Origin of the sequence: Streptomyces sp. NPDC002793, assembly GCF_040295485.1 — a bacterium.
Classification (GTDB): Bacteria; Actinomycetota; Actinomycetes; order Streptomycetales; family Streptomycetaceae; genus Streptomyces.
Genome location: NZ_JBEOVL010000017.1, coordinates 62,370 through 84,758, shown reverse-complemented (window position 1 = coordinate 84,758; position 22,389 = coordinate 62,370). Strand labels below are relative to the sequence as shown.

The 22,389-nt window shown below is 71.2% G+C and carries 22 protein-coding genes and 1 pseudogene; 10 read left to right on the top strand and 13 right to left on the bottom strand.

Translation table 11 applies throughout. From position 1 onward, the window contains the following. Positions 1-34 precede the first annotated feature (34 nt). The 3 genes from ABT001_RS18680 to ABT001_RS18670 are packed head-to-tail and all read right to left on the bottom strand — an operon-like array spanning position 35 to position 3,115. Positions 35-934: a carbohydrate ABC transporter permease gene (locus ABT001_RS18680; protein ID WP_351278485.1), complete on the bottom strand. Its 900-nt coding sequence runs from the start codon at positions 932-934 to the stop codon at positions 35-37. A gap of 4 nt (positions 935-938) precedes the next feature. Beyond that, entirely contained in the window at positions 939-1,868 is a 930-nt protein-coding gene (locus ABT001_RS18675; protein WP_351278483.1) for a carbohydrate ABC transporter permease, read from the bottom strand. A gap of 2 nt (positions 1,869-1,870) precedes the next feature. Further along, a complete protein-coding gene (locus tag ABT001_RS18670) occupies positions 1,871-3,115 on the bottom strand; it encodes an extracellular solute-binding protein (protein WP_351278480.1) in 1,245 nt (414 codons plus the stop codon). Between the two features lie 215 nt (positions 3,116-3,330). Here ABT001_RS18670 and ABT001_RS18665 point away from each other — a divergent pair, with 215 nt between their 5' ends. Both ABT001_RS18665 and ABT001_RS18660 read left to right on the top strand, forming a co-directional pair. Continuing rightward, positions 3,331-4,389, top strand: a complete 1,059-nt coding sequence (locus ABT001_RS18665) for a LacI family DNA-binding transcriptional regulator (RefSeq protein ID WP_351278477.1) — start codon at positions 3,331-3,333, stop codon at positions 4,387-4,389. Between the two features lie 170 nt (positions 4,390-4,559). Further along, positions 4,560-5,645: a WD40/YVTN/BNR-like repeat-containing protein gene (locus tag ABT001_RS18660; protein WP_351278475.1), complete on the top strand. Its 1,086-nt coding sequence runs from the start codon at positions 4,560-4,562 to the stop codon at positions 5,643-5,645. 24 nt (positions 5,646-5,669) lie between these two features. On the opposite strand, the gene ABT001_RS18655 is transcribed toward ABT001_RS18660, so the two are convergent. Continuing rightward, complete coding sequence (locus ABT001_RS18655; RefSeq protein WP_351278473.1) at positions 5,670-6,347, bottom strand: uracil-DNA glycosylase; 678 nt, start codon at positions 6,345-6,347, stop codon at positions 5,670-5,672. A gap of 126 nt (positions 6,348-6,473) precedes the next feature. Here ABT001_RS18655 and ABT001_RS18650 point away from each other — a divergent pair, with 126 nt between their 5' ends. Next, positions 6,474-7,496, top strand: a complete 1,023-nt coding sequence (locus tag ABT001_RS18650; protein ID WP_351278470.1) for an N-acetylglucosamine kinase — start codon at positions 6,474-6,476, stop codon at positions 7,494-7,496. 138 nt (positions 7,497-7,634) lie between these two features. Further along, complete coding sequence (locus tag ABT001_RS18645) at positions 7,635-8,558, top strand: sirohydrochlorin chelatase (RefSeq protein WP_351278468.1); 924 nt, start codon at positions 7,635-7,637, stop codon at positions 8,556-8,558. Between the two features lie 66 nt (positions 8,559-8,624). Here ABT001_RS18645 and ABT001_RS18640 read toward each other — a convergent pair whose 3' ends face one another. The 4 genes from ABT001_RS18640 to ABT001_RS18625 all read right to left on the bottom strand — a co-directional run bounded on the left by ABT001_RS18640 (position 8,625) and on the right by ABT001_RS18625 (position 12,787). Then, positions 8,625-9,695: a lactonase family protein gene (locus ABT001_RS18640; RefSeq protein ID WP_351278465.1), complete on the bottom strand. Its 1,071-nt coding sequence runs from the start codon at positions 9,693-9,695 to the stop codon at positions 8,625-8,627. 96 nt (positions 9,696-9,791) lie between these two features. Then, entirely contained in the window at positions 9,792-11,309 is a 1,518-nt protein-coding gene (locus ABT001_RS18635; RefSeq protein ID WP_351278463.1) for an FUSC family protein, read from the bottom strand. 283 nt (positions 11,310-11,592) lie between these two features. Next, entirely contained in the window at positions 11,593-12,075 is a 483-nt protein-coding gene (locus tag ABT001_RS18630) for a hypothetical protein (RefSeq protein ID WP_351278461.1), read from the bottom strand. A 37-nt stretch (positions 12,076-12,112) separates the two neighbouring features. After that, entirely contained in the window at positions 12,113-12,787 is a 675-nt protein-coding gene (locus tag ABT001_RS18625) for a TetR/AcrR family transcriptional regulator (RefSeq protein WP_351278459.1), read from the bottom strand. 130 nt (positions 12,788-12,917) lie between these two features. Between ABT001_RS18625 and ABT001_RS18620 the strand changes: the two genes are divergently transcribed. After that, positions 12,918-13,685 carry an SDR family NAD(P)-dependent oxidoreductase gene (locus ABT001_RS18620; RefSeq protein WP_351278457.1) on the top strand — a complete coding sequence of 256 codons (768 nt, stop codon included), beginning with the start codon at positions 12,918-12,920 and terminating at the stop codon, positions 13,683-13,685. Positions 13,686-13,752: 67 nt separating this feature from the next. Here the strand turns inward: ABT001_RS18620 and ABT001_RS18615 are convergent, their stop codons facing one another. Beyond that, on the bottom strand, positions 13,753-14,838 hold the full coding sequence (locus ABT001_RS18615; RefSeq protein ID WP_351278455.1) for an amidinotransferase: 1,086 nt from the start codon (positions 14,836-14,838) through the stop codon (positions 13,753-13,755). Positions 14,839-15,059: 221 nt separating this feature from the next. Between ABT001_RS18615 and ABT001_RS18610 the strand changes: the two genes are divergently transcribed. The 3 genes from ABT001_RS18610 (at position 15,060) to ABT001_RS18600 (ending at position 17,677) form a co-directional block, all read left to right on the top strand. Continuing rightward, entirely contained in the window at positions 15,060-15,539 is a 480-nt protein-coding gene (locus ABT001_RS18610) for an Lrp/AsnC family transcriptional regulator (RefSeq protein ID WP_351278453.1), read from the top strand. A 24-nt stretch (positions 15,540-15,563) separates the two neighbouring features. After that, positions 15,564-16,250: an HAD family hydrolase gene (locus tag ABT001_RS18605; protein ID WP_351278450.1), complete on the top strand. Its 687-nt coding sequence runs from the start codon at positions 15,564-15,566 to the stop codon at positions 16,248-16,250. 188 nt (positions 16,251-16,438) lie between these two features. Next, positions 16,439-17,677 carry a serine/threonine-protein kinase gene (locus ABT001_RS18600; RefSeq protein WP_502967481.1) on the top strand — a complete coding sequence of 413 codons (1,239 nt, stop codon included), beginning with the start codon at positions 16,439-16,441 and terminating at the stop codon, positions 17,675-17,677. Positions 17,678-17,688: 11 nt separating this feature from the next. On the opposite strand, the gene ABT001_RS18595 is transcribed toward ABT001_RS18600, so the two are convergent. Together ABT001_RS18595 and ABT001_RS18590 are read right to left on the bottom strand one after the other, a co-directional pair. Next, complete coding sequence (locus ABT001_RS18595) at positions 17,689-18,681, bottom strand: aldo/keto reductase (protein ID WP_351278448.1); 993 nt, start codon at positions 18,679-18,681, stop codon at positions 17,689-17,691. 50 nt (positions 18,682-18,731) lie between these two features. Continuing rightward, positions 18,732-19,652, bottom strand: a complete 921-nt coding sequence (locus ABT001_RS18590) for a glycoside hydrolase family 16 protein (protein ID WP_351278445.1) — start codon at positions 19,650-19,652, stop codon at positions 18,732-18,734. A gap of 192 nt (positions 19,653-19,844) precedes the next feature. Here ABT001_RS18590 and ABT001_RS18585 point away from each other — a divergent pair, with 192 nt between their 5' ends. Together ABT001_RS18585 and ABT001_RS18580 are read left to right on the top strand one after the other, a co-directional pair. Further along, positions 19,845-20,375 (top strand): DUF4232 domain-containing protein, encoded by a 531-nt coding sequence (locus ABT001_RS18585; protein WP_351278442.1) that lies wholly within the window; start codon positions 19,845-19,847, stop codon positions 20,373-20,375. A gap of 129 nt (positions 20,376-20,504) precedes the next feature. Continuing rightward, positions 20,505-21,062, top strand: coding sequence for a DNA polymerase ligase N-terminal domain-containing protein (locus tag ABT001_RS18580; protein WP_351278439.1), 558 nt, complete (start codon positions 20,505-20,507; stop codon positions 21,060-21,062). 56 nt (positions 21,063-21,118) lie between these two features. Here ABT001_RS18580 and ABT001_RS18575 read toward each other — a convergent pair whose 3' ends face one another. Both ABT001_RS18575 and ABT001_RS18570 read right to left on the bottom strand, forming a co-directional pair. Further along, positions 21,119-21,808, bottom strand: coding sequence for a class F sortase (locus tag ABT001_RS18575; protein ID WP_351278436.1), 690 nt, complete (start codon positions 21,806-21,808; stop codon positions 21,119-21,121). 118 nt (positions 21,809-21,926) lie between these two features. Beyond that, positions 21,927-22,389: pseudogene (locus ABT001_RS18570) on the bottom strand (hypothetical protein); the annotation flags it as partial.

Sequence of the window (22,389 nt, the reverse complement as noted above, 5' to 3'; positions counted from 1 at the left end):
TCATGAGTGCGGTGGTCCGGGCGGCATCGGTGGGCTACTTGCCGCCCACCCCCATCAGTCCGTTGATCAGCGCCCGCCGCGCCACGAGGTACACGGCGAAGATGGGAACGACGGAGAGGACGATCGCTGCCAGTACGGCGGGGATGTTCACTCCGAACTGGCTCATGAAGTTGAACAGCCCCAGCGTCAGGACGCGTTGCTCCTCCGACTGCGTCAGGATCAGCGGGAACAGGAAGCCGTTCCACGCCTGCAGGGCGGAGAAGATCGCCACCGTGCTGATCCCGGCCTTGGACAGCGGCACCGCCAACTGCCAGAGCATGCGCAGCGGCGAGGCTCCGTCGAGGGCCATCGCCTCGTACATCTCCTCGGAGACATCACGCATGGTGCCGCTGAGCACCAGGACCGCGACGGGCATCGCGAAGGCGGCGGTGGGCAGGATGATCGCCCACAGGGTGTCGTACAGCCCCATCTTCCCGATCATCAGGTACAGGGGCACGATCACCGCCTGCGCCGGGATGGCGACGCCGAGCAGGAAGGTCCTGAAGGCGAGCGACGAGAGGCGGCTGCGGGTGCGCACCGCCACGTACGCCACGGGGACGGACAGCACCAGCACGATGGCGACCGTGGCCGCCGCGACGATCGCGGTGTTGCCGATCAGCGTGAGGAACCCGCTGTCCAGCACGGAGCGGTAGTTGTCGAACGTCGGATCCGTGGGGATCGCCAGGGGGTCACCGTTCAGCGCCTCGTCCTGGTGCATCAGCGAGGCGGAGACCAGGGTGTAGAGCGGCACGAGGACGATGACGAGCCAGATCAGCGAACCGATGCCGGCCACCGGGTTGCCCCGGGCCCTGCGTCCGCGGACCGGGCGGCCGCGACGCGGCACGGAGGTATTCACCCGGTGCTGCGGGGCGGCGGGGCGGGTGTCGATCGACATGGCGTCACATACCTTCCCGGGTGGACCGCATGGACCCGAAGCCGCTGAGACGGACCATGATCAGCGAGATACTGGTGGCCACGACGACGAGCGCGGTGGCGATGGCCGCCGCATAGCCGAGGTCGTAGGTCTGGAAGCCGGTCCGGTACATCAGGTACGGCAGGATCGTCGTGTCCGTGCCGGGGCCACCCTTGGTCATGATGAGCACGGTGTCGAAGTACGTGAGCGAGCCGACGATCATCAGGACCGACGAGGTGGTGATCGTGTGGCGGAGCTGCGGCAGGGTGATGTGGAAGAACTGCAGGACCATGCCCGCGCCGTCGATGGAGGCCGCCTGGTAGAGGACCTCCGGGATCTGGCGGGCGCCGCCCTGGTAGATCAGCGTGTGGAAGGGCATGAACTGCCACCCGCCGACGAAGACGACCACGAGCAGCGCACCGGTGGACGACCCCATGACGTTGGGGTCGATGCCGAGCCAGGGTCCGATGGTCTGGATCACGCCGAAGTTGGGGTCGAGCAGCGCGCGGAAGAGCATCGCGATGGCGGTGGTCGAGAGCAGCAGCGGGATGAAGAAGACCGCGGACAGGAACGCGCGGCTGCGCTGGCGGCCGGCGGCCCATACGCCCAGCAGCAGGGCCACCGGGGTCTGGAAGGCCCAGCTCATGGTGGTGAGCAGGAGGCTCAGCCAGGCGGCCTGGCCGAACTCGGAGTCGTTGAAGAGCCGGGTCCAGTTGTCCAGGCCCGTGAAGGTCGGGGAGTTGAGCCCGTCCCACTCGGAGAAGGAGAGGTAGACGGCGATCGCCAGGGGGACGATCGCGAAGACGGCGAAGAAGAGGATGCCGGGGACCGCCCAGGCGACCGGCGGGCGGCCGACGTCGCCGACGGCCGCCTTCCTGTCCCCGTGCCTCTTCGCGACCGGAGTGTGGTGGGACATCGTTACCTGGCGGCCTTCATCGCTTCGACGAACTGTTCGGGAGTGGTCTTGCCGGCGAACAGCTTGCTGATCTCCGTGAGCAGGGGCGTGGCGTACTGGGTTTCGAGTGCCTGATCCCACGAGAGGGTGAAGCTCGGGGCCTTCTGCACCATCTCGTACTGGTCGGTCGCGAACTGCGGGTTAGGGGAACCGCTCAGCATCTCGGCCGCGTCGGACGTGGTGGGGACGTCACCGTTGTCCACGAGGGCCTGTGCGTAGGTCTTGGACGCCATCGTCTTCAGGAACTCGATGGCGGTGTCCTTGTGCTTGGTCCGGGCGTTGACGGACCAGTAGTTGGTGGGGTTGCCCACGATGTTCGCCGGGTCACCGACCCCTCCGGTCACTGCGGGGAACGTGGTCCAGCCGAGGTCCTTCTCGGCGAATTCGGGCGCCTTGCCCAGCTGGGTCGAGTACTCCCACGAGCCCATGAGGTGCATCGCGGCCTTGCCCTTGCTGAGGAGGGTCGGCGCTGCTCCGCTGCCGTAGTCCACGGAGTTGAAGTTCTTCCCGAAGGCTCCGTCGTCGATCAGCTGCCTGACCGTCCGGGCCGTCTTGAGCACCGCGGGGTCGCCCCAGCCGTCGGTGTCGCCGTCCTGGATCCTCTTGAAGACCTCAGGGCCGCCGATCCGGTCCAGCAAGTACTCCATCCACATCAGTTCGGGCCACTTCTCGGCGCCACCGAGCGCGAAGGGGGTGATACCGGCGGCCTTGAAGGTCTTGATGGCCTCCTGGAGCTCTTCCCAGGTCTTCGGCGGCTCGATCTCGTGCTCGGCGAAGAGGGTCTTGTTGTAGAAGAGCATCACGGGCTGCATGCCGCGCATGGGCACGCCGTAGATCTTCCCGTCGAGGCTGCCGGCCGTCATGATCGAGGGGATGAAGGCGTCCTTGAGCGTGGCGTCGTTCTTGACCGTCGACGTCAGGTCGATCAGGTCCTTGGAGTCGACGTACGGCTTGATGGAGCCGGCGCCCCAGTTGTAGAAGACGTCGGGGGCGCTGGGCGAACCCATGGCGCTGCGCAGCTTGTTCACGTAGTCGCTGCCGGGAACCGGAACCAGCTTCACCTTGACCTTGGAGGTCTTGTTGAACGTGTCGACCGCGGCCTGCTGAACCTTGACGGCGTCGTCGCCGTAGACATAGGCGGTGATGGTCCCGCTGTCGCCCCCGCTGCTCCCGGACCCGCAGCCGGCCAGAAGCCCGGCCATCGCCATGGCCGCGCCTGCTGCGGCCCATCTCGTCGAACGTGTGCCCTGAGTGAATATCCCCGACCGCATGACCGCACCCTCTGTCGAATGTTTCGGCTTGCCTTTCGAATGTTGCCGGAACCGTACGGTCGTGTTTCGAGCCCGTCAAGAGGGTGGGAGCAAGCATTTGCGAACCCTGCCCGAACGCGGCTGTCGGGCTGCGGGGACGCTACGATTCGCGCATGAGCCCTGCAAAGGTCCAGCCACCACAGGAGAAGACGCCCGGCGCCGAGCCGACGGAGAGCACCGCCACGCTGGCAGAGATCGCCCGAGCGGCCGGAGTTTCGGCTCCGACAGTTTCGAAGGTGCTGAACGGCCGCGCCGACGTCGCCCCCGGTACGCGCACGCGAGTGGAGGAGCTCCTTCTGCGGCACGGCTACCGCCGCAGGCGGGGGACCTCCCAGCAGTCCCAACTGATCGACCTCGTCTTCCACGAGCTGGACAGCGCCTGGGCGATGGAAGTCGTCCGGGGGGTAGAGAACGTCGCGCGGGAGGAGGGGCTGAGCCTGGTCCTCTCGGAGAGCGCGGGCCGGCTCACACCCGGCCAGACCTGGGTGGACGGCGTCCTGGCCCGCCGCCCGGCCGGAGTGATCCTGGTGCTCTCGGACCTCGACGCGGCCCAGCGCGCGCAGCTGACCAGCCGCTCCATCCCCTTCGTGGTCGTCGACCCGGCGGGTGACCCCGGGGACGACATCCCCTCGGTCGGGGCGGCCAACTGGCAGGGCGGCCTTGCCGCGACCCGCCACCTGACGGGCCTGGGGCACCGCAGGATCGGCATCGTCGGCGGACCGGCCCGCATGATGTGCAGCCGCGCCCGGCTCGACGGCTATCGGGCCGCCCTGGAGACCTCGGGCATCCCGATGGATCCCGAACTCGTCCGCGAGGGCGAGTTCAATCACGAGGACGGTTACACGGCGGCGCTGGAACTGCTGCGCCTGCCGGAGCCGCCCACCGCGGTCTTCGCCGGGAACGACCTCCAGGCCCTCGGCGTGTACGAAGCCGCACGCGAGCTGGGACTGCGGATCCCCGAGGACCTCAGTGTGGTCGGTTTCGACGACCTGCCGCTCACCCGCTGGATCGGACCGCCGCTCACGACGGTGCGCCAGCCGCTCATAGAGATGGCCGAGACCGCGGCCCGGCTCGTCCTCGACCTGGGCCGGGGCAAGCAGCCGGCGACCACCCGGGTCGACCTGGCGACGAGCCTGGTGGTCCGCAGCAGCACGGCCCCTCCGGCCCGCTGAGGGTGCGGCCGACGGCTGCTCCCTCCGTGCGGGCCCGTCCGTCCCTCACCAGGCCCCGTACGCCGCCACGACCGTGCCGACCTGGGCCGACACCGCATTTCCCGGTCACTGTCAGTGGCCGGGTGCAGACTGGCCCTCATCCGGCACACAGGCGTCTCGGGAGGTCTTTCATGTCCGACGTACTGCTCACCGTGGGTACCCGCAAGGGGCTCTTCATCGGCCGCAGGGACGGCCGCGGATGGACGTTCGGCGATCCGCACTTCAACGCCCAGGCGATCTACTCGATCGCCATCGACACCCGGGGGCGTACGCCCCGGCTGCTGGTCGGCGGCGACAGCGCCCACTGGGGCCCGTCGGTCTTCCACTCCGACGACCTGGGCACGACCTGGGTGGAGCCCCGACGACCCGCCGTCAAGTTCCCGCAGTCCACCGGGGCCTCGCTGGAGCGGGTCTGGCAGCTGCACCCCGCCGGCCCCGAGGCCCCGGACGTCGTCTACGCGGGGACCGAGCCGGCCGCGCTCTTCCGGTCGGAGGACCGGGGCGAGTCCTTCGAGCTGGTCCGCCCGCTCTGGGAGCATCCGACACGGTCCGAGTGGGTGCCCGGCGGAGGCGGCGAAGGTCTGCACACCATCCTGACCGATCCTCGGGACGCCCACGCGGTGACCGTCGCCGTCTCCGCAGCGGGCGTGTTCCGCACCGAGGACGGCGGCAAGCGCTGGACACCGTCCAACAAGGGCGTCTCCGCCGTCTTCCTGCCGGACCCGGAGCCCGAGTTCGGCCAGTGCGTGCACAAGGTGACCCGGGACGCGGCCGACCCGGACCGGCTCTATCTGCAGAACCACTGGGGCGTGTTCCGCAGCGACGACTCCGGGGAGCACTGGAAGGACATCGGCGCCGGTCTGCCCTCGGACTTCGGCTTCGCCGCCGCCGCGCACCCGCACCGCGCGGACACGTTCTACGTCTTCCCGATCAACGCCGACGCGGACCGGGTCCCTGCCGGACACCGTTGCCGGGTGTTCCGCACACAGGACGCGGGTGAGACCTGGGAGCCCCTGGCCCTGGGCCTTCCGGACGGAGACCACTACGGCACGGTGCTCCGTGACGCACTCTGCACGGACGACGCCGACCCGGCGGGAATCTACTTCGGCAATCGCAACGGCGAGGTGTACGCGAGCGCGGACGACGGCGACAGCTGGCAGCAGCTGGTCTCGCACCTGCCCGATGTGCTGTGCGTGCGGGCGGCGGTGCTCAGCTGACTCCGGCCACCCACCGGGTGCCGCTCAGGGCAGTCGCCAGTCCACCGGCTGCTCCCCCGCACCGACCAGGAAGTCGTTGGTGCGGCTGAAAGGCCGTGAGCCGAAGAAGCCGCGGTCCGCCGACATGGGGGAAGGGTGGGCTGACTCGATCGCGGGCAGGTCACCGAGGAGCGGCCGTACGTTGCGTGCGTCCCGCCCCCACAGCACGGACACCATCGGCTTGCCCCGAGCCGCCAGGGCACGGATGGCCTGCTCGGTCACCTCTTCCCAGCCCTTGCCCCGGTGGGCTGCCGGCTTGCCGGGCGCGGTGGTCAGCGCCCGGTTGAGCAGCAGCACGCCCTGCCGCGTCCAGGGCGTCAGATCACCGTTGGAGGGCCTGGGAACCCCGAGGTCGGAGTGCAGCTCCCTGAAGATGTTCTCCAGGCTGCCCGGCAGTCGTCGCACATCGGGCGCCACCGCGAAGCTGAGTCCGATGGCCATGCCCGGCGTCGGGTACGGGTCCTGACCCACGATCAGGACACGGACGTCGTCGAAGGGCTGCTGGAAGGCGCGGAGGACGTTCTTCCCCGCCGGCAGATAGGTGCGTCCGGCACCGATCTCCGCGCGGAGGAAGTCCCCCATCGCCGCGACCCGGCCTGCCACGGGCTCCAACGCCTCGGCCCAGCCGGGCTCCACAAGTTCGCTCAACGGTCGCGCTGCCACGGGCGTCACTCTACCGGCCTACAGGACCCCGGGTGATCATGTGACCCCACGGGGCGGGAATGAGGGATAGGGTGCCGCTCGTCGTCAGTCCTCCATGCCGGTCCTCCAGGATTCCGGAGTCCTTCCATGAACTCCAGCAGGCGCCCGTCCGCGGTCGGCGGTGACGCGTTCGCCCTCGGGGTGGACTCGGGCGGGTCGGGGCTGCGGGTGGCACTCGGACCGGTGGCCGCCGGGCCGCCGCCGCTCACAGCCGTCTGCGCCGAACCGGTGCGGACGAACGCGGACGGCATCGACGCCGGGCACCTGCTGGAGCAGCTGCTGCCCGCGGTTCGCGGCCTCCTCGAGCAGGCAGGGCCCGAGGCCGCCGTCACCGCCGCGGCGGTCGGCGCGGCGGGTATGGCGACCCTCGGTGACCAGCTGCGCGTCCGACTGCCCGGCGCACTCGCGGACGCGCTGGGCGTACGCCGGGTGGCGCTGGCCGCCGACGCGGTGACCGCGTACGCCGGGGCCCTGGGCCGCCGGCCCGGGGCTGTCGTCGCGGGCGGCACCGGCTTGATCGCGCTCGGAACCGACCTCACGACGTGGCGCCGGGCGGACGGCTGGGGGCATCTGCTGGGCGACAGCGGCGGCGGCGCCTGGATCGGCCGGGCGGGGCTCGACGCGGCGATGCGGGCCCATGACGGCCGGCGCGGCGGCTCGCCCGCCTTGCTGGCGCGGCTCGAAGCGGCCTTCGGGCCGGCCGTCGGCCTTCCGGGCCTCCTCTATCCGCGCACGGACCGTCCCGCGCTCCTCGCCTCCTTCGCCCCCGAGGTGGGGGCCTGCGCCGTCGACGACCCGGTGGCGGCGGGAATCCTGCGGGAGGCGGCGGCGCACATCGCCGAAGCGGCGGCCGCCGTGTGCCCCGGCGGCCCCACGGAGACCCGCTCCGGTGGTCCTGAAGTCGCTCTGACCGGTGGGCTGTTCCGCATGGGCGCCCCCCTTCTCGGCCCCTTGCACGAGGAGCTCGCCCGGCAGGTGCCCCGGGCACGCGTGGTCCCGGCCGGGGGTGACCCCCTGCACGGTGCGCTGGAGATCGCGCGGGCGCTCGCCGGCCCCGGACTGCGACTGCCGACCCACCCGACCCTGCTGTTCGTACCAGGAGTAACGTAGTCGATTCGGGCGATCATCCGCCCGGACAGAGCAGGTCAGTTGCCCGCTATGCCGCTCAACAGACATATACGGACAGATGACGCCCAGCCGCCCCCTCCCCGAACAGAGGGGCACCCAAAACCAGTAGCATGCGGCGCCATGAGCACCCCCACTGGGCCCGCTTCCGGCCTGCCTGTACGAATGCCGCGACCTCGCCAGTCCGGACGGCACCGCCGCCCGGAGCCCGTGGTCGCACCTGAGGGCGCTGCCGCGCTCGTTCTCGCCCTTCCCGGTACTCCTTCCCCGGCTTCGCGCGGCCTGGCCGAGGAAGTGATCAGCATCGCCCGTTCCGAGCTGCCCGGTCTCAATGCGCAGATCGGCTATCTCGACGGCGACGACGCCGAATATCCCACGCTCGCCTCCGTACTCGCCCACGCGGCCGCCGAGCGCACCGCGCGCTACGAGCAGGCCACCGCCGCGGGCCGCGAGGTCGCCGAGCCCTCGGGCCCGTCCGCCGTCGTGGTGCCGCTGCTCGCGGGGCCGGACAGCGCTCTGATCCGGCGCATACGGCAGGCCGTGATGGACAGCGGTACCCAGACGGAGCTGACCGACGTACTGGGTCCGCATCCGCTGCTCGCCGAAGCGCTGCACGTACGCCTGTCGGAGGCCGGCCTGGCACGCGCCGACCGTGCGCGGCTGTTCACCGTGACGACCGCGGCCGACGGCATCGTGCTGGCCACGGTCGGCGGCGAGGAAGCCGTGCAGGCCGCCGGGATCACCGGCATGCTGCTGGCCGCCCGCCTGGCCGTTCCGGTGATGGCCGCGGCCCTCGACGTGGAGGGTTCGGTCGCCTCGGTCGCCGCGCAGCTGCAGAACTCGGGCTCCGCGAACCTCGCGCTCGCGCCGTACCTGGTGGGCCCGGAGATCGACGCGGGACTGCTGGACGCCGCCGCGAAGGAGGCCGGCTGCGCGACCGCCGAGCCGCTCGGCGCGTACCCGGCGATCGGCAAGCTCGTGCTCTCGCTGTACGCGACGACGCTGGGGATCACCCCGGCGACGCCGCAGGGTGCCCAGGCACACTGATCCGCGCCACGGCGTGGCCCTGCTGTGTGGCGCGGACCGGTCCTCTCCGGTCCGCGCCTCCTCCGGTCAGGCGAGGACCACGCAGGAGGCGGCCGGGAGCTCGACGGAGCCCGCGTGCGCCGGGATGCCCGTCTCCGCGTCCACGGCGAACCAGCTGACGTTCCCCGAGTGCTCGTTGGCGACGTACAGCCACTGCCCGGTGGGGTCGAGCGTGAGATCACGGGGCCAGCGTCCACCGCAGCCCACCGCCGCCGCCAGCACGGGCTTCTCGGCCGTCTCGTCGAGCGTGAGGACGGAGATGCTGTCGTGCCCACGATTGGCGGTCCACAGGAAACGCCCGTCGCGCGAGACCACCACCTCCGACGGGTAGGTGCGCGGGGCATCGCCTTCCTCGTGGTCGTAGGGCAGCACCTGCGTCTCCCCCATCGGTTCGAGCGTGCCGCCGGACGCGTCCCAGCGGCACACGGTGACCGTCGGCTCCAGCTCGTTCAGGACGTAGACGTGTCCTCCGCCCGGGTGAAAGGCGAGATGACGTGGCCCGGTCCCGGGTCGCAGTGCCGTCTCGGCGTGCAGCCGCAGGGAGCCGCTATCCGGGTCGAGGGCACAGACACGTACCGAATCCGTACCGAGGTCCACGCTCAGCACCCAGCTGCCCGACGGGTCGACCAGCACCTGGTGCGCGTGCGGACCCGACTGACGGCCTTCGTCAGGCCCGCTGCCCTCGTGCCGCAGCACGGACGTCACCGGGCCGGGCGAGCCGTCGTCCCGTACGGAGAGCGCGGTGACGCTGCCGGAACCGTAGTTGGCCGTCAGCAGGTGGCCCGCGGCGAGGGCCAGATGGGTGGGGCTGCTTCCGTCGACCTGCCGCACCTCCCCGATCAGCCGCGGTGCGCCGTCGTCGTCGATGCCGAATGCCGCGACCGCGCCGTCGGAGGCCTCACTGACCGTGTACAGCACGGTGCCGCCCGCCCCGGGGGCCCGGCCGACCGCGAGGAAGGACGGGTCGGCCACGGCGTCCGTGGACGCGAGCACGGCCAGCGCCCCGGTGTCCCGGTCGACGGCCGCGACGGTGACGCCAAGGCCGCCCGCCGAGGTGAACGACCCTATGAATGCCCGCTGTGCGTGGTCGGCGCCCATAGCGCTACCCCTCTTCACGTCCGTCACGATCTTCCCGGCCGACGGTAGCAGGCAGCTCTTTCCCGTCCGGACCTGAAAGTGTTCCGGGCGAGCGGGTCAGGCGCCGATCAGCCGAGCGCGCGGGGAGCTGTGCAGGGGGGCGGCGAGTTCGGCGAGCGCCCTCTCCAGGCTGTGGAGATGGGCCAGCGCGGGTTCGGCGTCCCCGGCGGGCAGCCGCTCACCGGCACAGGCCACCGTGGCGCGGCGCCGCCGTACCGGAGGGGCGGTCAGCGCCTCCACCGACGCTTCCACGCGCCAGCAGGCAGCCGCCAGACGGGCGTCGTGGGACGCCTCGGGGTCCGCCGCGACGGAAGCCAGGCCCCGCACTTCGCGCACGCACACGTCGAGCAGCGCGAGGACCCGCGCGGCGCGTGCCTTGCGGGCGCGGAACGGACTCAGCGGATGCACCAGCGGCGCGAGGGAAAGGCGCACCCGGCCGAGGATCGCCTCCAGTTCGACGACGCGCCGGGGAGGGTCGGCGACCTCGCTCCCGGCGAGCCGGGCGGTGGCCTCGGCCGTGCACGCGTGCACGCACCGCAGCGCCCGCTCCACCCACGCCTCGGTCACCGAGTGCGTGGTCACCGGCAGCACGAACAGCACCGCCAGTACGGCACCGAGCGCCCCGACGGCGGTCTCGGACACCCGCAGCATGAGCAGACCCGCGTCGAGCACCCCGAGCAGCCCGTACAGCATGCTCGCCATCACGGTCACGGCCAGCATCATCCAGGTGTAGGAGACGGCGGCGGTGTAGAAGATCCCGAACACACTCACCGCCACGACCACGGCGGCCACGACCGGCTCGTCGTGCAGCGGCACAGCCACGGCGAAGCCCAACCCGATCCCGAGCACCGTCCCGAGGAAGCGTCTGAATCCGCGCACGACCGTCTCGCCCCGCGAGGTCGTGGCCACGAAAACCCACCAGGTGGCACCGACCGCCCAGTACCAGCGCTGGTCGGAGAGCAACTGCCCCGCAGCGAGCGCGAAGCCCGCCCCCGACGTGGCCTGTACCGCCTGCCGCGTCGTGATCCGCCCGAGCCCCGCCGGCCCGGCGGGGAGTGCGACCACCACCGGTGCCGCGAGCCGCCGCTCGTAGCACCAGACCCCGAACCGCACCGTCGAGGACGCGACGAGCGACAGCAGGACGGCCGCGTAGAGCTCGGGCAGCCGGCCGGGCACGACGTGCAGGAACTGGGCTGAGAAATAAGCCATGAAGCCGAACACGCCCAGTGAGTGCCCGCGAGGTCCCCACCGCCGCGCGTACACCCCTGCCCCCACGACCGCGAGGAACGCCAGGTCGCGGGCGACGGGCACATCGTGCAGCACGGCGGCGAGCGTGAGCACCGGGAGACCGACCACGGGGAGGAGCCCGGTCGTGACCGCCTGCCCACGCACCGTCGGGTCGGTCACCGTGAACAGCGCGAGCAGCGCGGCCAGGCCACCCGTGATGGTTGCCGCCAGCGAGTGCCCGGCCGCTGCGCAGAGCGCGACGGCAAGCCCGATACCGAGCACGGCCCGGGACGCGAACCTCAGCCGGACGCGCCCCGGATCGGGTGCGACGAACGCCCTCTTCAGCAAGTTGCCCCGCACCTTTCGCACATGGACCAGCGCAGACATGGGAAAGGCGCCACAGAGATCCCCGGAGGGACCCGCAGCGCCATTGATGACTCCATCTCAGCATCTGGGGAGCTGATGGTTCAACCGAGGTCTACTCTGCTGGGCCAATGGCCCAGATTTACGCCCTCTTCACTGACCGCTGCAGAGCCAACGGACCACGCCCTCGGGCGCAGCCCGTCACGTCGGCGCCGACCAGGCAGGGCCACGTTCCCCGGCTTCGGGGCGGCGCCGCCGTCACATGCCGTCAGCGCCCGTAGGTGGTGCGGCACAGGTCGACGATCTCGGCGGACGCGACCCCCTGGCCCCTGGCGCAGACGGTGCGCATGTCGTAGGTCTGCCGCGGCTGCGCCCGGCGCGGCGGTTCGGGCCGGGCGGGCGTGACGGGGCGCGGCCGGCTCCGGGCCTCCTGGCGGGCCGGTGGCGCGCCGGCACCCGCGGGCCGGGCGGGCGCGCGGACACCCTCTTCCTTCTTCTCCGGCCGCTCCTTCCCGCTCGGACGCCCCGGCTGCTCCTCGCCCTTCCCCAGGGCGTCGTGGACGGCAGGGGGTGCGGTGGGGGGCGTGGACGCCCGCGTGACGGGGGCGTCGGCGGAGTGAGCGGAGGACACGGGCGCCGCCGGCCTCTCCGCTTCGGCCTGGACGGAGACACAACCGGCCGTACCCATCAGGGCAGCGAGTGCGAAGGACATGGTCCGCAGGTTCATGTCCTGGTCAACGACGAGCCGCACGGCCGGACACGTCCTGGGCTCCGGGTCCGGCCCGCACTCAGCCGGACAGACCGGACCGTGCGATGGTCAGCGCGCGGTGGATGGTGCGGGACAGGGAAGCCGGCCGCGGGTCCGCGCTCCAGGCCCACTGCTCCACCGCGATGCGGAGCGTGCTGTTGAGCAGGGTCGCCTGAACCCGGGACTCGAGACCGTCCGGCCCGTCGCCCGTCCGTTCGGCGATGATCTCGGCGAAGACCAGCTCCGCCTCGTGGTGCACCTGGAGCCACACGGCGCGCAGCCCGGGCTCGGTGCGGGTGAGCAGGACCAGGTCACGCAGTGCTTCGGCCCCGGTGCCGTCAGGCTCGTGAGGGAGCGAGGGCCGGGTCCCCGCGACGGCCTCCGCCAGCGGCCGGTCACGGGGCCACGACCTCATGAGTGCGGTGACGGAGTCCAGCGCGTAGGTCAGCAGAGGGCTGACGCACAGTTCCTTCGACGAGGTGTAGCGCCACAGGGTCCGCTGCGAGATACCCGCCGCCTCGGCGATCTCGTCAGCGGTCGTCGCGGCCACACCACGCTCGGCGAAGAGACGTACGGCCTCACGGGCGATCTCCAGCCGGGTCGCGGCCTTGCGGCGTTCGGTCAGTGGAGGACGGCCGAGGCGGGCTCCGCCGGCCTCTGTTCCGGAGGCGCCCGGGGCAGTACCCCGCACCGCTCCGACGCGTACGTGTCCCACGGCTTCCGGCCACCTTCCTTCCAGCTGCGCCCATCGTAGCGATACTTTGTTGACGGTCCACGCCATTTTGGCAGCGTGCGCCACTTAAGGGTAGCGTTCCCGTTCGTTCACCGGACACGAGGAGCACCACATGAGCGTCACCAGCAAGGGCACGGGCCGCAGCGTCATCGTCACGGGCGCCGGATCGGGCATCGGCCGGGCCACCGCCCTGCTGTTCGCGAAGGAGGGCGCGCGCATCGTGATCGCGGACGTCGACGACGCGGCGGCCCGCGCCGTCGCCGAGGAGACCGAGCAGGCAGGCGGGACCGCGCTGACCGTGATCGGGGACCTGCGGGACCAGGCCGTCGTCGACCGGGTCGCGTCGACGGCGGTGGAGGAGTTCGGCGGCATAGACGTCCTGGTCAACAACGCCGGGATCATGGACAGCATGTCGGCGGCGGCCGACACCGGTGACGACGAGTGGGAGCGTGTCATCGGCATCAACCTCACGGCTCCGTTCCGCCTCACCCGCGCCGTGCTGCCGCACATGCTCACGGCGGGGAAGGGAGCCGTGGTCTTCACCGCCTCCGAGGCATCGCTGAGGGGCAGCGCGGCGGGTGCCGCGTACACGGCGTCCAAGCACGGCATCGCCGGGCTGACCAAGTCCCTGGCCGTCATGTACCGCGACAAGGGCATCCGCTCCAACGCCGTCGCACCCGGCGGCACCATCACCAACATCCGGGTCGAAGCCGACCGGGGTGCCCACGGGCCCGCCGCCCTCGCCCCCTACATGGGCAACGTGGGTTCGCCGGCCCGGGCTCAGGAACAGGCGGCGGCGATCGTCTTCCTCGCGTCCGACGCAGCGAGCAACATCAACGGGGCGATCCTTCCCGTCGACAACGGCTGGTCCGCGGTCTGAACACGGACGAGGGAAGTCGCTCGGCGGCTTTCCCCGGCGCCGGACCTCGCACCCCCGTGGCCTCGGCTCAGTCGACGTAGGATTCGAGCGTTCCGCGGCGCCTGACGTCGAGCGTCGCGCAGTGGAACGAGCCGCCGAACGGCGCGTAGTGCAGCAGGTCGCACGGGATCGGCTCGAAACCCCAGCTCTCCAGGGCACGCAGCATGCCCGTGTGGCGCCGCTCCGCGATCACCCGCTTCTCGTCGACCATGAGAACGTTCAGGCTGAGCCACTTCCCGCAGAGCGAGGTGAGCTTGAGCAGCCGTTCGTGGATCCGGTCGGGCTCCGGGGCGACCAGGATGTCCCACGAATCGAGCACATCGGGGAGACGGTCGACATCGATGTACTCAGGGTTGATCAGCACCTTGCCGGGAGCGAGCACGAGGAAGGTCGTGTCGATGTGCATGGGGGCGCGGCAGCGGCTCTCGATCTCGTGGACGCGGTAGCCGGGTCCGAGATGACGGCGCATCCACTCGATGCCCATACGGTTGGTGACGTTGCTCCGCGTGACGAACAGGTCGCGACCCGCGCGGACGAAGTCCGCAGCGTCGAACACCGGCTCGAATTCGGTGAGGATGTAGCGCATCGGCTCGTCGGCCGCGGGGGGACGGAAATCCGGGTCGAACAGCTCGTCGGTGAGCTGGGGCCGCGGTGCCGCCGTCCAGCGCGCGCCGCGCCGGAAGTAGTCCTTCAGGAGCGCGCGGTAGGAGTGGGTCTCGAAGTACCGGCACGGCCAGGCCATCGGGGTCTCGATGATCTCGTCGCCGATCACGAGCATGCTGTCCCGTGGACACGTGTTGCAGAATCCGCGCGACGACCAGTCGGGGGTGCTGAAACGCCGCCTGTGGTCGACGGCGTCCGGGCGCCTCACCGTGACCCCCAGGGACTCCAGCAGGGCCACGAACCCGTCGAGTTCCTCCTGAGCGGGCTCGACCAGCCGTCGCGGGTAGGCGCGGCCCGCGGCGAGCCCCTGCAACCGTCCCGCCCAGGGTGGGACGTTGCACGCCACGACCGGATGCCCTGAGGGGATCGTCGCGCCGTCGAGCCGCCCGACGATGATCTCTTCCAAAGGGTCCCACTCGTTGTGCGAATTAACCGGCGAAACGAGAGCCATACTCGACCGCTTTCGTGACGAACAGCGTCAAATCCCCGAATCACCCCAAGCAATCACGGGTGGGCACCTCCGTCAAACGGCGGCTACGGCGGTGCGCGCGCGCACCGCCGTAGCCGTCGATGCCCCTTCAGGACCGCACCGCGCCCGTCGCCGACGGACGCCGAACCGTCCTGGGTACAGTCGGGCGGACGATCACCGAGCCTTGAGGAGCACATCCGCGCATGGCCGTGGACGCACTGGACACCCGCATCCTCCGGCTGCTGATCGAGCAGCCGCGCACCAGCGTGCGCGAGTACGCCCGCATCCTCGGCGTGGCACGCGGCACCCTTCAGGCCCGGCTGGACCGCCTGGAGCGGGACGGTGTGATCACCGGCACGGGTCCTGCTCTCTCCCCCGCCGCCCTGGGGCACCCGGTACTCGCCTTCGTCCACCTGGAGGTCACCCAGGGGCATCTGGACGAGGTGGGTGACGCGCTCGCGGCCGTCCCGGAGATCATCGAGGCCTTCTCGACCACGGGCGGCGGCGATCTCCTGACCCGCGTCGTGGCCCGCGACAACGGGCACCTGGAGGACGTCATCCAGCAGCTGATCCAGCTTCCCGGCGTCGTCAGGACCCGGACCGAGGTGGCGCTGCGCGAGCGGGTGGCGCACCGGGTCCTGCCGCTGGTCGAGTCGGTGGGCCGGGCAGCGGCCACCGGCTGATCACCATCAGGCATGCTGGAAGCCATGAACACCCCGCCCTCCACCCCGCCCGTCCTCTTCGATCTCGACGGCACCCTCGTCGACAGCGAGCCGAACTACTACGAGGCGGGGCGCAGGCTCCTCGCCCGGTACGGCGTACGGGACTTCAGCTGGGAGAACCACACCCGGTTCATCGGGATCGGCACCCGCGAGACCCTCACCGTCCTGCGCGAGGAGTACGGCATCGAGGCGCCGGTCGACGAACTGCTCGCCGGCAAGAATGCCCTCTACCTGGAGCTCGCCGGGGCGTCCACCACCGCGTTCCCCGAGATGCGCACCCTGGTCGAGCAGCTGTACGAGAAGCGCGTGCCGATGGCGGTGGCGTCCGGGTCCTCCAGGGCCGCGATCGCCGCCACGCTCGCCGTCACGAGGCTGGACACCTACCTCCCCCTGTTCGTCTCCGCCGAGGAGGTGGCTCACGGGAAGCCCGAGCCCGACGTGTTCCTGGAGGCGGCGCGGCGGCTCGGCGTGACCCCGGACTCGTGTGTGGTCCTGGAGGACGCCGTCCCCGGCGTCCGGGCGGCTCACGCGGCGGGAATGCGCTGTGTCGCGGTTCCCGACGCAGCGGCGACGGTGGACGGGGAGGCGTTCGGGAAGGCGGAACTGCTGTTTCCCGGAGGGCAGGCGGAGTTCACCGCTGCCGCCGTGCTGGACTGGCTTGCCACCGGCTGAGAACAGGCCGGTTCGGCACGTCGGTTGGCCGGATCCGGCACCGCTCGCTCCGGCCGGGCGAGCGGAGGTCCGGGGGACCGATATCCTGATCATGCCGCGCACCCGACGCACCGTACCGAGGCGATGAGCCCGTGGGGTCGCTGCCGCGGCAGTCGGAGCGGGCCACAATTCGAGATTGGTGTGCACAGGTGCTGGTTGCTGGACGGTACCGGCTGATATCCCCCATCGGCCGTGGCGGTATGGGTGAGGTGTGGCGCGCCACGGACGAAGTGCTGGGACGGGCCGTGGCGGTGAAGCTGCTGCTGGGTGATCAGGCTGACGCCTCGTCGACGGCGCGCTTCCGGCTCGAGGCGCAGACGGCCGCGCGTCTGAGCCACCCTCACCTGGTGGCTGTGTTCGACTTCGGCTCCTGGGAGGACCGCTTCTTCCTCGTGATGGAGCTGGTCGAGGGCCGGAGCCTCGGGGATCTGCTGGAGGCTCAGGATTCGGTCCATCCCGAGCAGGTCGCCCGCATCGCGGAACAGGCCGCCGCAGGGCTGGCCGCGGCGCACCGGCAGGGCATCGTCCACCGTGACATCAAGCCCGGCAACCTGATGCTGGACGCCGACGGGTCGGTGAAGATCGGCGACTTCGGTATCGCCCAGTTCGTCGATGACCCCTCGACGGCTCTGACCACGGCCGGCCACATCGTCGGGACGAGCCTGTACCTGGCACCTGAGCGAGCTCTCGGCCGTACCGCCGACTCCGCGTCGGACATGTACTCCCTCGGCTGTGTCATCTACCAACTGCTGGTCGGGCAGCCGCCGTTCCGCTCGGACACGGCGACCGCGACGCTCTACCAGCATGTGGACACTCCCCCGATGCCGGTGCGACAGCGTGGGGTCGACGTCTCCCCGGCCTTCGATTCGTACCTGCTGGGCCTGCTGGCGAAGCAGCCCGAGGAGCGGCCGAGCGCACAGCAGGTGTCCGACTGGTTCCGTACGGATGCCTGGCGCGGCCGGCCCGAGCCGCTGCCGCAGCACGCAGCGGCCGCACCGCGTCCCGCTGCCCGGGTCGCGGCCTCACCGGCCCAGGCTCCGGGTGCTCCGGCGGCCGGAGGCCCGTCGACGTACCGGCTGCCTCAGTCCGGCGGCCGCAGACGGGCGGCTCCCGCGCCCCGGGCGTCCAGATCCGCCACCAGGTCGGCCACGACACGCCGGGTCCGCACGGGTGAGGCCATCCGGCGTCGCCCACGCGTGGCGAGCGCCGTGGCCGGAACGGTTGCCTTCCTGGCGGCGGTGTACCTGGGCACGATCCTCTTCTCACCGGACACCGGGGCGGCGGACACCCCCGAGCCCGGCTCCTCGCCGACGGCCGGGCTCGAGTCGCCCGCGCCCGCCGACCCGACGGACGGTTCCGCCCCGGACGGCGAGGACGCGGACGGCTGACCCCGCTCGGCTCACCAGCGCGGGTGGACCTCCGCGCGGATCCGGCGGTCGTACAGGTCGCGCACCGCGTCCAGGGTGCTCTGCGGGAGCGGCGGAAGAGCCGCGGCCGCCGCGTTTGCGCGGGCCTGCTCCACCGAACGCGCACCGGGGATGACGCTGGTGACACCCGGCTGCTGGATGATCCAGCGCAGCGCCGCCTGCGCCGGGGTGGCGCCCTCGGGAGCGAGCCCGGCGAACTCCGCGGCGGCGGCCACGCCGGTCGCGTAGTCGATGCCGGAGAACGTCTCGCCCTGGTCGAACGCCTCGCCGTGGCGGTTGTAGGTGCGGTGGTCCCCGGGAGCGAAGACCGTGTCGGCCGTGTACTTCCCCGACAGCAGCCCGGAGGCGAGCGGTACGCGCGCGATGATCCCGACACCTGCCTCGACGGCGGCCGGGAGCACCTCGTCGAGGGGCTTGAGCCGGAACGGGTTGAGGATGATCTGGACGCTCGCGACGCCCGGCCTCGCGATGGCGGTGAGCGCCTCGGCGCACGTCTCGACGCTCACGGCGTAGGCGGCGATCCGCTGTTCGGCGACGAGCGTGTCCAGGGCGTCGTACACGGCGTCGGAGGAGTGGACGACGGTGGGCGGGCAGTGCAGTTGCACGAGATCGAGGGTGTCGACGCCGAGGTTGGCTCGGGAACGGTCGTTCCACGTGCGGAAGTTGTCGAGGACGTAGTTCTCCGGGACCTGGTCGGCGCGCCGGCCCATCTTGGTGGCGACGAAGACGTCCGCGTCCGGCCGGTCCTTCAGGTAGCGGCCGATGAGCTGCTCGCTCCGGCCGTCGCCGTACACGTCGGCGGTGTCGAAGAAGGTGACTCCCGACTCGACGGCCGCGTCGAGGACCCCGAAGGCGTCGGCCTCCGTCACCTCGCCCCAGTCCCCGCCGAGCTGCCAGGTGCCCTGTCCTACGACCGAGACGTCACGGCCGGTCCTGCCGAGTGTGCGTTGCTCCATACGGATCATGCTACGTCGGCGCGCGGACCGGCGGGCTCGCCGCCGGTCCGCGCGCGCTGTCAGTCGCCTGTGGTCACACGGACGTAGTCGACGACGAGCTCCTGCGGGAAGCTGGTGCTGCCGTCCGGGTCGCCCGGCCAGTAGCCGCCCACGGCGAGGTTGAGGATGAGGAAGAACGGCTTGTCGAACACCCAGGCGTTGCCGTTCAGATCCGCGGGTGTCCTTCGCTGGTAGACGGTGCCGTCGACGGACCAGGTGATGGAGTCGGGGGCCCAGTCCACCGCGAAGGTGTGGAAGTCGTCGGCGAAGGCCGCGCCGCCGGGAAGGGTGTAGCCGGCGCCGATGCCGCCCGAGCCGGAGTAGCCGGGCCCGTGCAGCGTGCCGTGGACGGTGCCGGGTTCGAAGCCGACGTTCTCCATGATGTCGATCTCACCGCTGTTGGGCCAGCCGACGTCGCCGATGTCGGCGCCGAGCATCCAGAAGGCGGGCCATATGCCCTGTCCGCGCGGGATCTTCATCCTGCTCTCGACGTGTCCGTACGTCGCGGTGAACCTGCCGGAGGTGTTGAGGCGGGACGAGGTGTACTCGCAGGTCCCGTACCAGCACTGGTAGTTGCCCGGGTTCTCCTTGCGCGCGGTGATGACGAGGTTGCCCTGGCCGTCGAGTGCGGCGTTGCTGTTGCCCGCCGTGTAGTACTGCCGTTCGTGGTTGTTGACGTTGTCGCCGGTCTCGGTCAGCCATTTGCCGCCGTCGACGGCGGAGCCCGCGGGGCCGTCGAACTCGTCGGCGAAGGCCACCGCGGCGGTCGCCCTGGAAGCCGTGGAGGACGCAGCCGTGTGGGGGTCGGGTGCGGCCGAGGCTCCGGCGGGGAGTGCGGCCATGGCCACGGAACAGCAGAGCAGGGACAGTGCGGTGTACAGCGTCGTCCGGCGCTTCCTGGAGAGGCGGCGCGCCGCGTGGTGGGGGGAATGCACGGTCATCACATCTTTTCGGGTGGGGGGATGACAATCATGCGCATGACACTTTGACGCCGAGAGGTGAACGTGTGACGCGCTCACCTCAGGCGTATCTTTCAACACTTGATTTAAGGCAGCCCTCCGGGGCGCGTCAAGGATCTGGTCCGGACCGGGCGGGTACGGGTAGAAGTCACCGCGGCGGGGAACGGACAACTCATGCGCATCCGCACCGAAGCGACCCTTGCCCTCACCCTCGCCCTGGCCTTCGCCCTGCCGGCGACGGCCGGCGCCGCGACGGCCTCCTCCCCCACCGCCGCACCTCCTCTCCCCACCTGCGCGGAGAGCGCGCTGGAGATCACCGCAGCATCCTCGGAGCAGCCGGGGGCCCTGCGGATCAGCGTCACCAACCACGGCCGGCAGACCTGCGCCGTCGACCGCTTCCCCACCGTCGTCTTCGGCAATCTGGACGGTCCCGCACTGCCCGTGCCCGACGGGCGGAGTGGTCCGTACCGCCTGCCGGCCGCCGGTTCCGCCTACGCCGCGGTGCGCACTCTGGACCCGGAAGCCACGGAGCTGCGGGTCGTGGAGCGGCTGACGGTCGCCGGGGACCCCGCACACCGAGGGCGGACGTTCGACGCCGCCTCGCTGGGGGCACCGGGCGGGATCCGGGTCTGGGAGCCTGTGACCACCTGGTGGCACCGTTCGAGCGCGGCCGCGGACGCCGCGCTCGGGCGCCACACCGGCTGACCTGTCCGCCCCCCGCGTGCGGGGGCGGACAGGGGACCGCACAGTGGAGACATGGACTGTGCGGGGCCCGCGCGGTCTCGCCCCGGGCAGACACGCACCGTCCGACCGCATCCGGCGGAAGGATCCGGCGTGGACAGCGACGGCGAAACACGGCGCTACGTGGTGCAGATCCACGACGCCCGGCGCATGCATTTCGACTTCCGGCTCGAGGTCGACGGAGTACTGAAGTCCTGGGCCGTACCACGCGGCCCGTCGGACAACCCGAACGACAAGCGGCTGGCCGTGCCGACGGACGACCACCCCTTGGATTACCGCGATTTCGAGGGCGTCATCCCGCAGGACGAACAGGGCGGCGGTACGGTGATCGTCTGGGACCAGGGCACCTACCGTCCGACCAGCCACGACCTCACGGGCGCGCCCGTACCGTTCGCAGAGTCTCTGGAGCGCGGGCACGCCACGTTCCGGCTCGACGGGACCGAGCTGCACGGCGAGTTCGCGCTCACCCGGTTCCGTATCGACGACGGGAACGGGGTACGCGGACCGGAGGCGTGGCTGCTGATCAAGGCCGACGACCGGCAGGCCGTCCATGACCGGCCGGGCACCCCCGATCCGTACCACGCACGCTCGGCCCGCACCGGCCGCACACTGCACCAGGTCGCCGTGGCGGAGCGGGGGAACGCTCGCTGAGGCCTCGCGGTGCGGGCGGCCGGCCCAGCCGACACCGGCCGCGGCTCCGAACGGCCTCAGGGGTGAGTGGTGGAGGCCAGGTGGGCGAAGACCACCACGTTGTCCTTGTAGTCCTTCTTCTTCTTGTCGTAGGCACCGCCGCAGGTGATCAGCCGAAGCTGGGCCCGGCCGTTGTCGGCGTACACCCGCTCATTGGGGAAATCCTCCTTGCTGAAGGTCTCGACCGAGTCGACCTTGAAGCCGGCGACGGAGCCGTCCCGACGGGTGATGTCCACCGTGTTGCCCGCCTTGAGCGTACTGAGCAGCAGGAACACGGCGGGGCCGGTCTTCGTGTCGACGTGCCCGGCCACCACCGAGGTGCCGCGCTCACCGGGGGTGGCACCGTCCTTGAACCAGCCGGCCAGATTCGCGTCGTTCGCGGGCGGGGCGTCCAACTGCCCGGAGGGGCCGATCGACAGCGGCGCGAAGGGGGCGTCGACCCCGATCGATCTGATCCGGATCCGCTCGGGCTCCGACCGGGGCAGCCCCGGCGAGGGGGCCGACGCGGCTGCCGACGGGGCGGTCGACGCAGGTTTCGAGGGCGCGGGGAGGGACACCACGGCGGGGGCCGGCGGGACTCCCGCCGACGCGTCGAAGGAGTTGTGGACGAGGAGGAAACCCAGCCCCACCGCCGCGACGGGCCACAGCAGGGAACGGCCGAGGGCAGGGGAGGCGGGGGCTGTGTCGGACGGCTGCGGGGCGGCCATGCGCATGCTGCCTTTCGCGTGCGAGGGGAGGACTGTGCCGGGGAATCCGGCGCGGCCACCACCCCGGAGAAAGGGGCGGCGGCCGCGGCGGGACTCATTCAGCGGTGCGGCACACCGGTCAGGCGGCCGAGGCACCCGAGGCGTTGCGGCGGCGCAGCTTGTACGCGACCGCACCGAGACCGCCGAGCATCAGCACCGAACCGGCGGCGAGGCCGCTGCCGGAGAGCGCCATCGCTCCACCGCCGGTGTGGACGCCGCCCTCGGGCTTCTCGTGCTTCCAGGTCTGCTCGCTGTTCCCGGAGCTGCCGGAGCCGGACTCCTTGTCCTTCTCCCAGTCGTCGGCCGACACGCCGGCCAGCGCACCACCACCGGCGTGCACACCGCCCTCGGGCTTGTCGTGCTTCCACGAGTCCGGCTTCTCGCGGTCGTCGTTGCTGCCGGAGCCGGACTCCTTGTCCTTCTCCTTGTCCTTCTCCCAGTCGTCGGCCGACACGCCGGCCAGCGCACCACCACCGGCGTGCACACCGCCCTCGGGCTTGTCGTGCTTCCACGAGTCCGGCTTCTCGCGGTCGTCGTTGCTG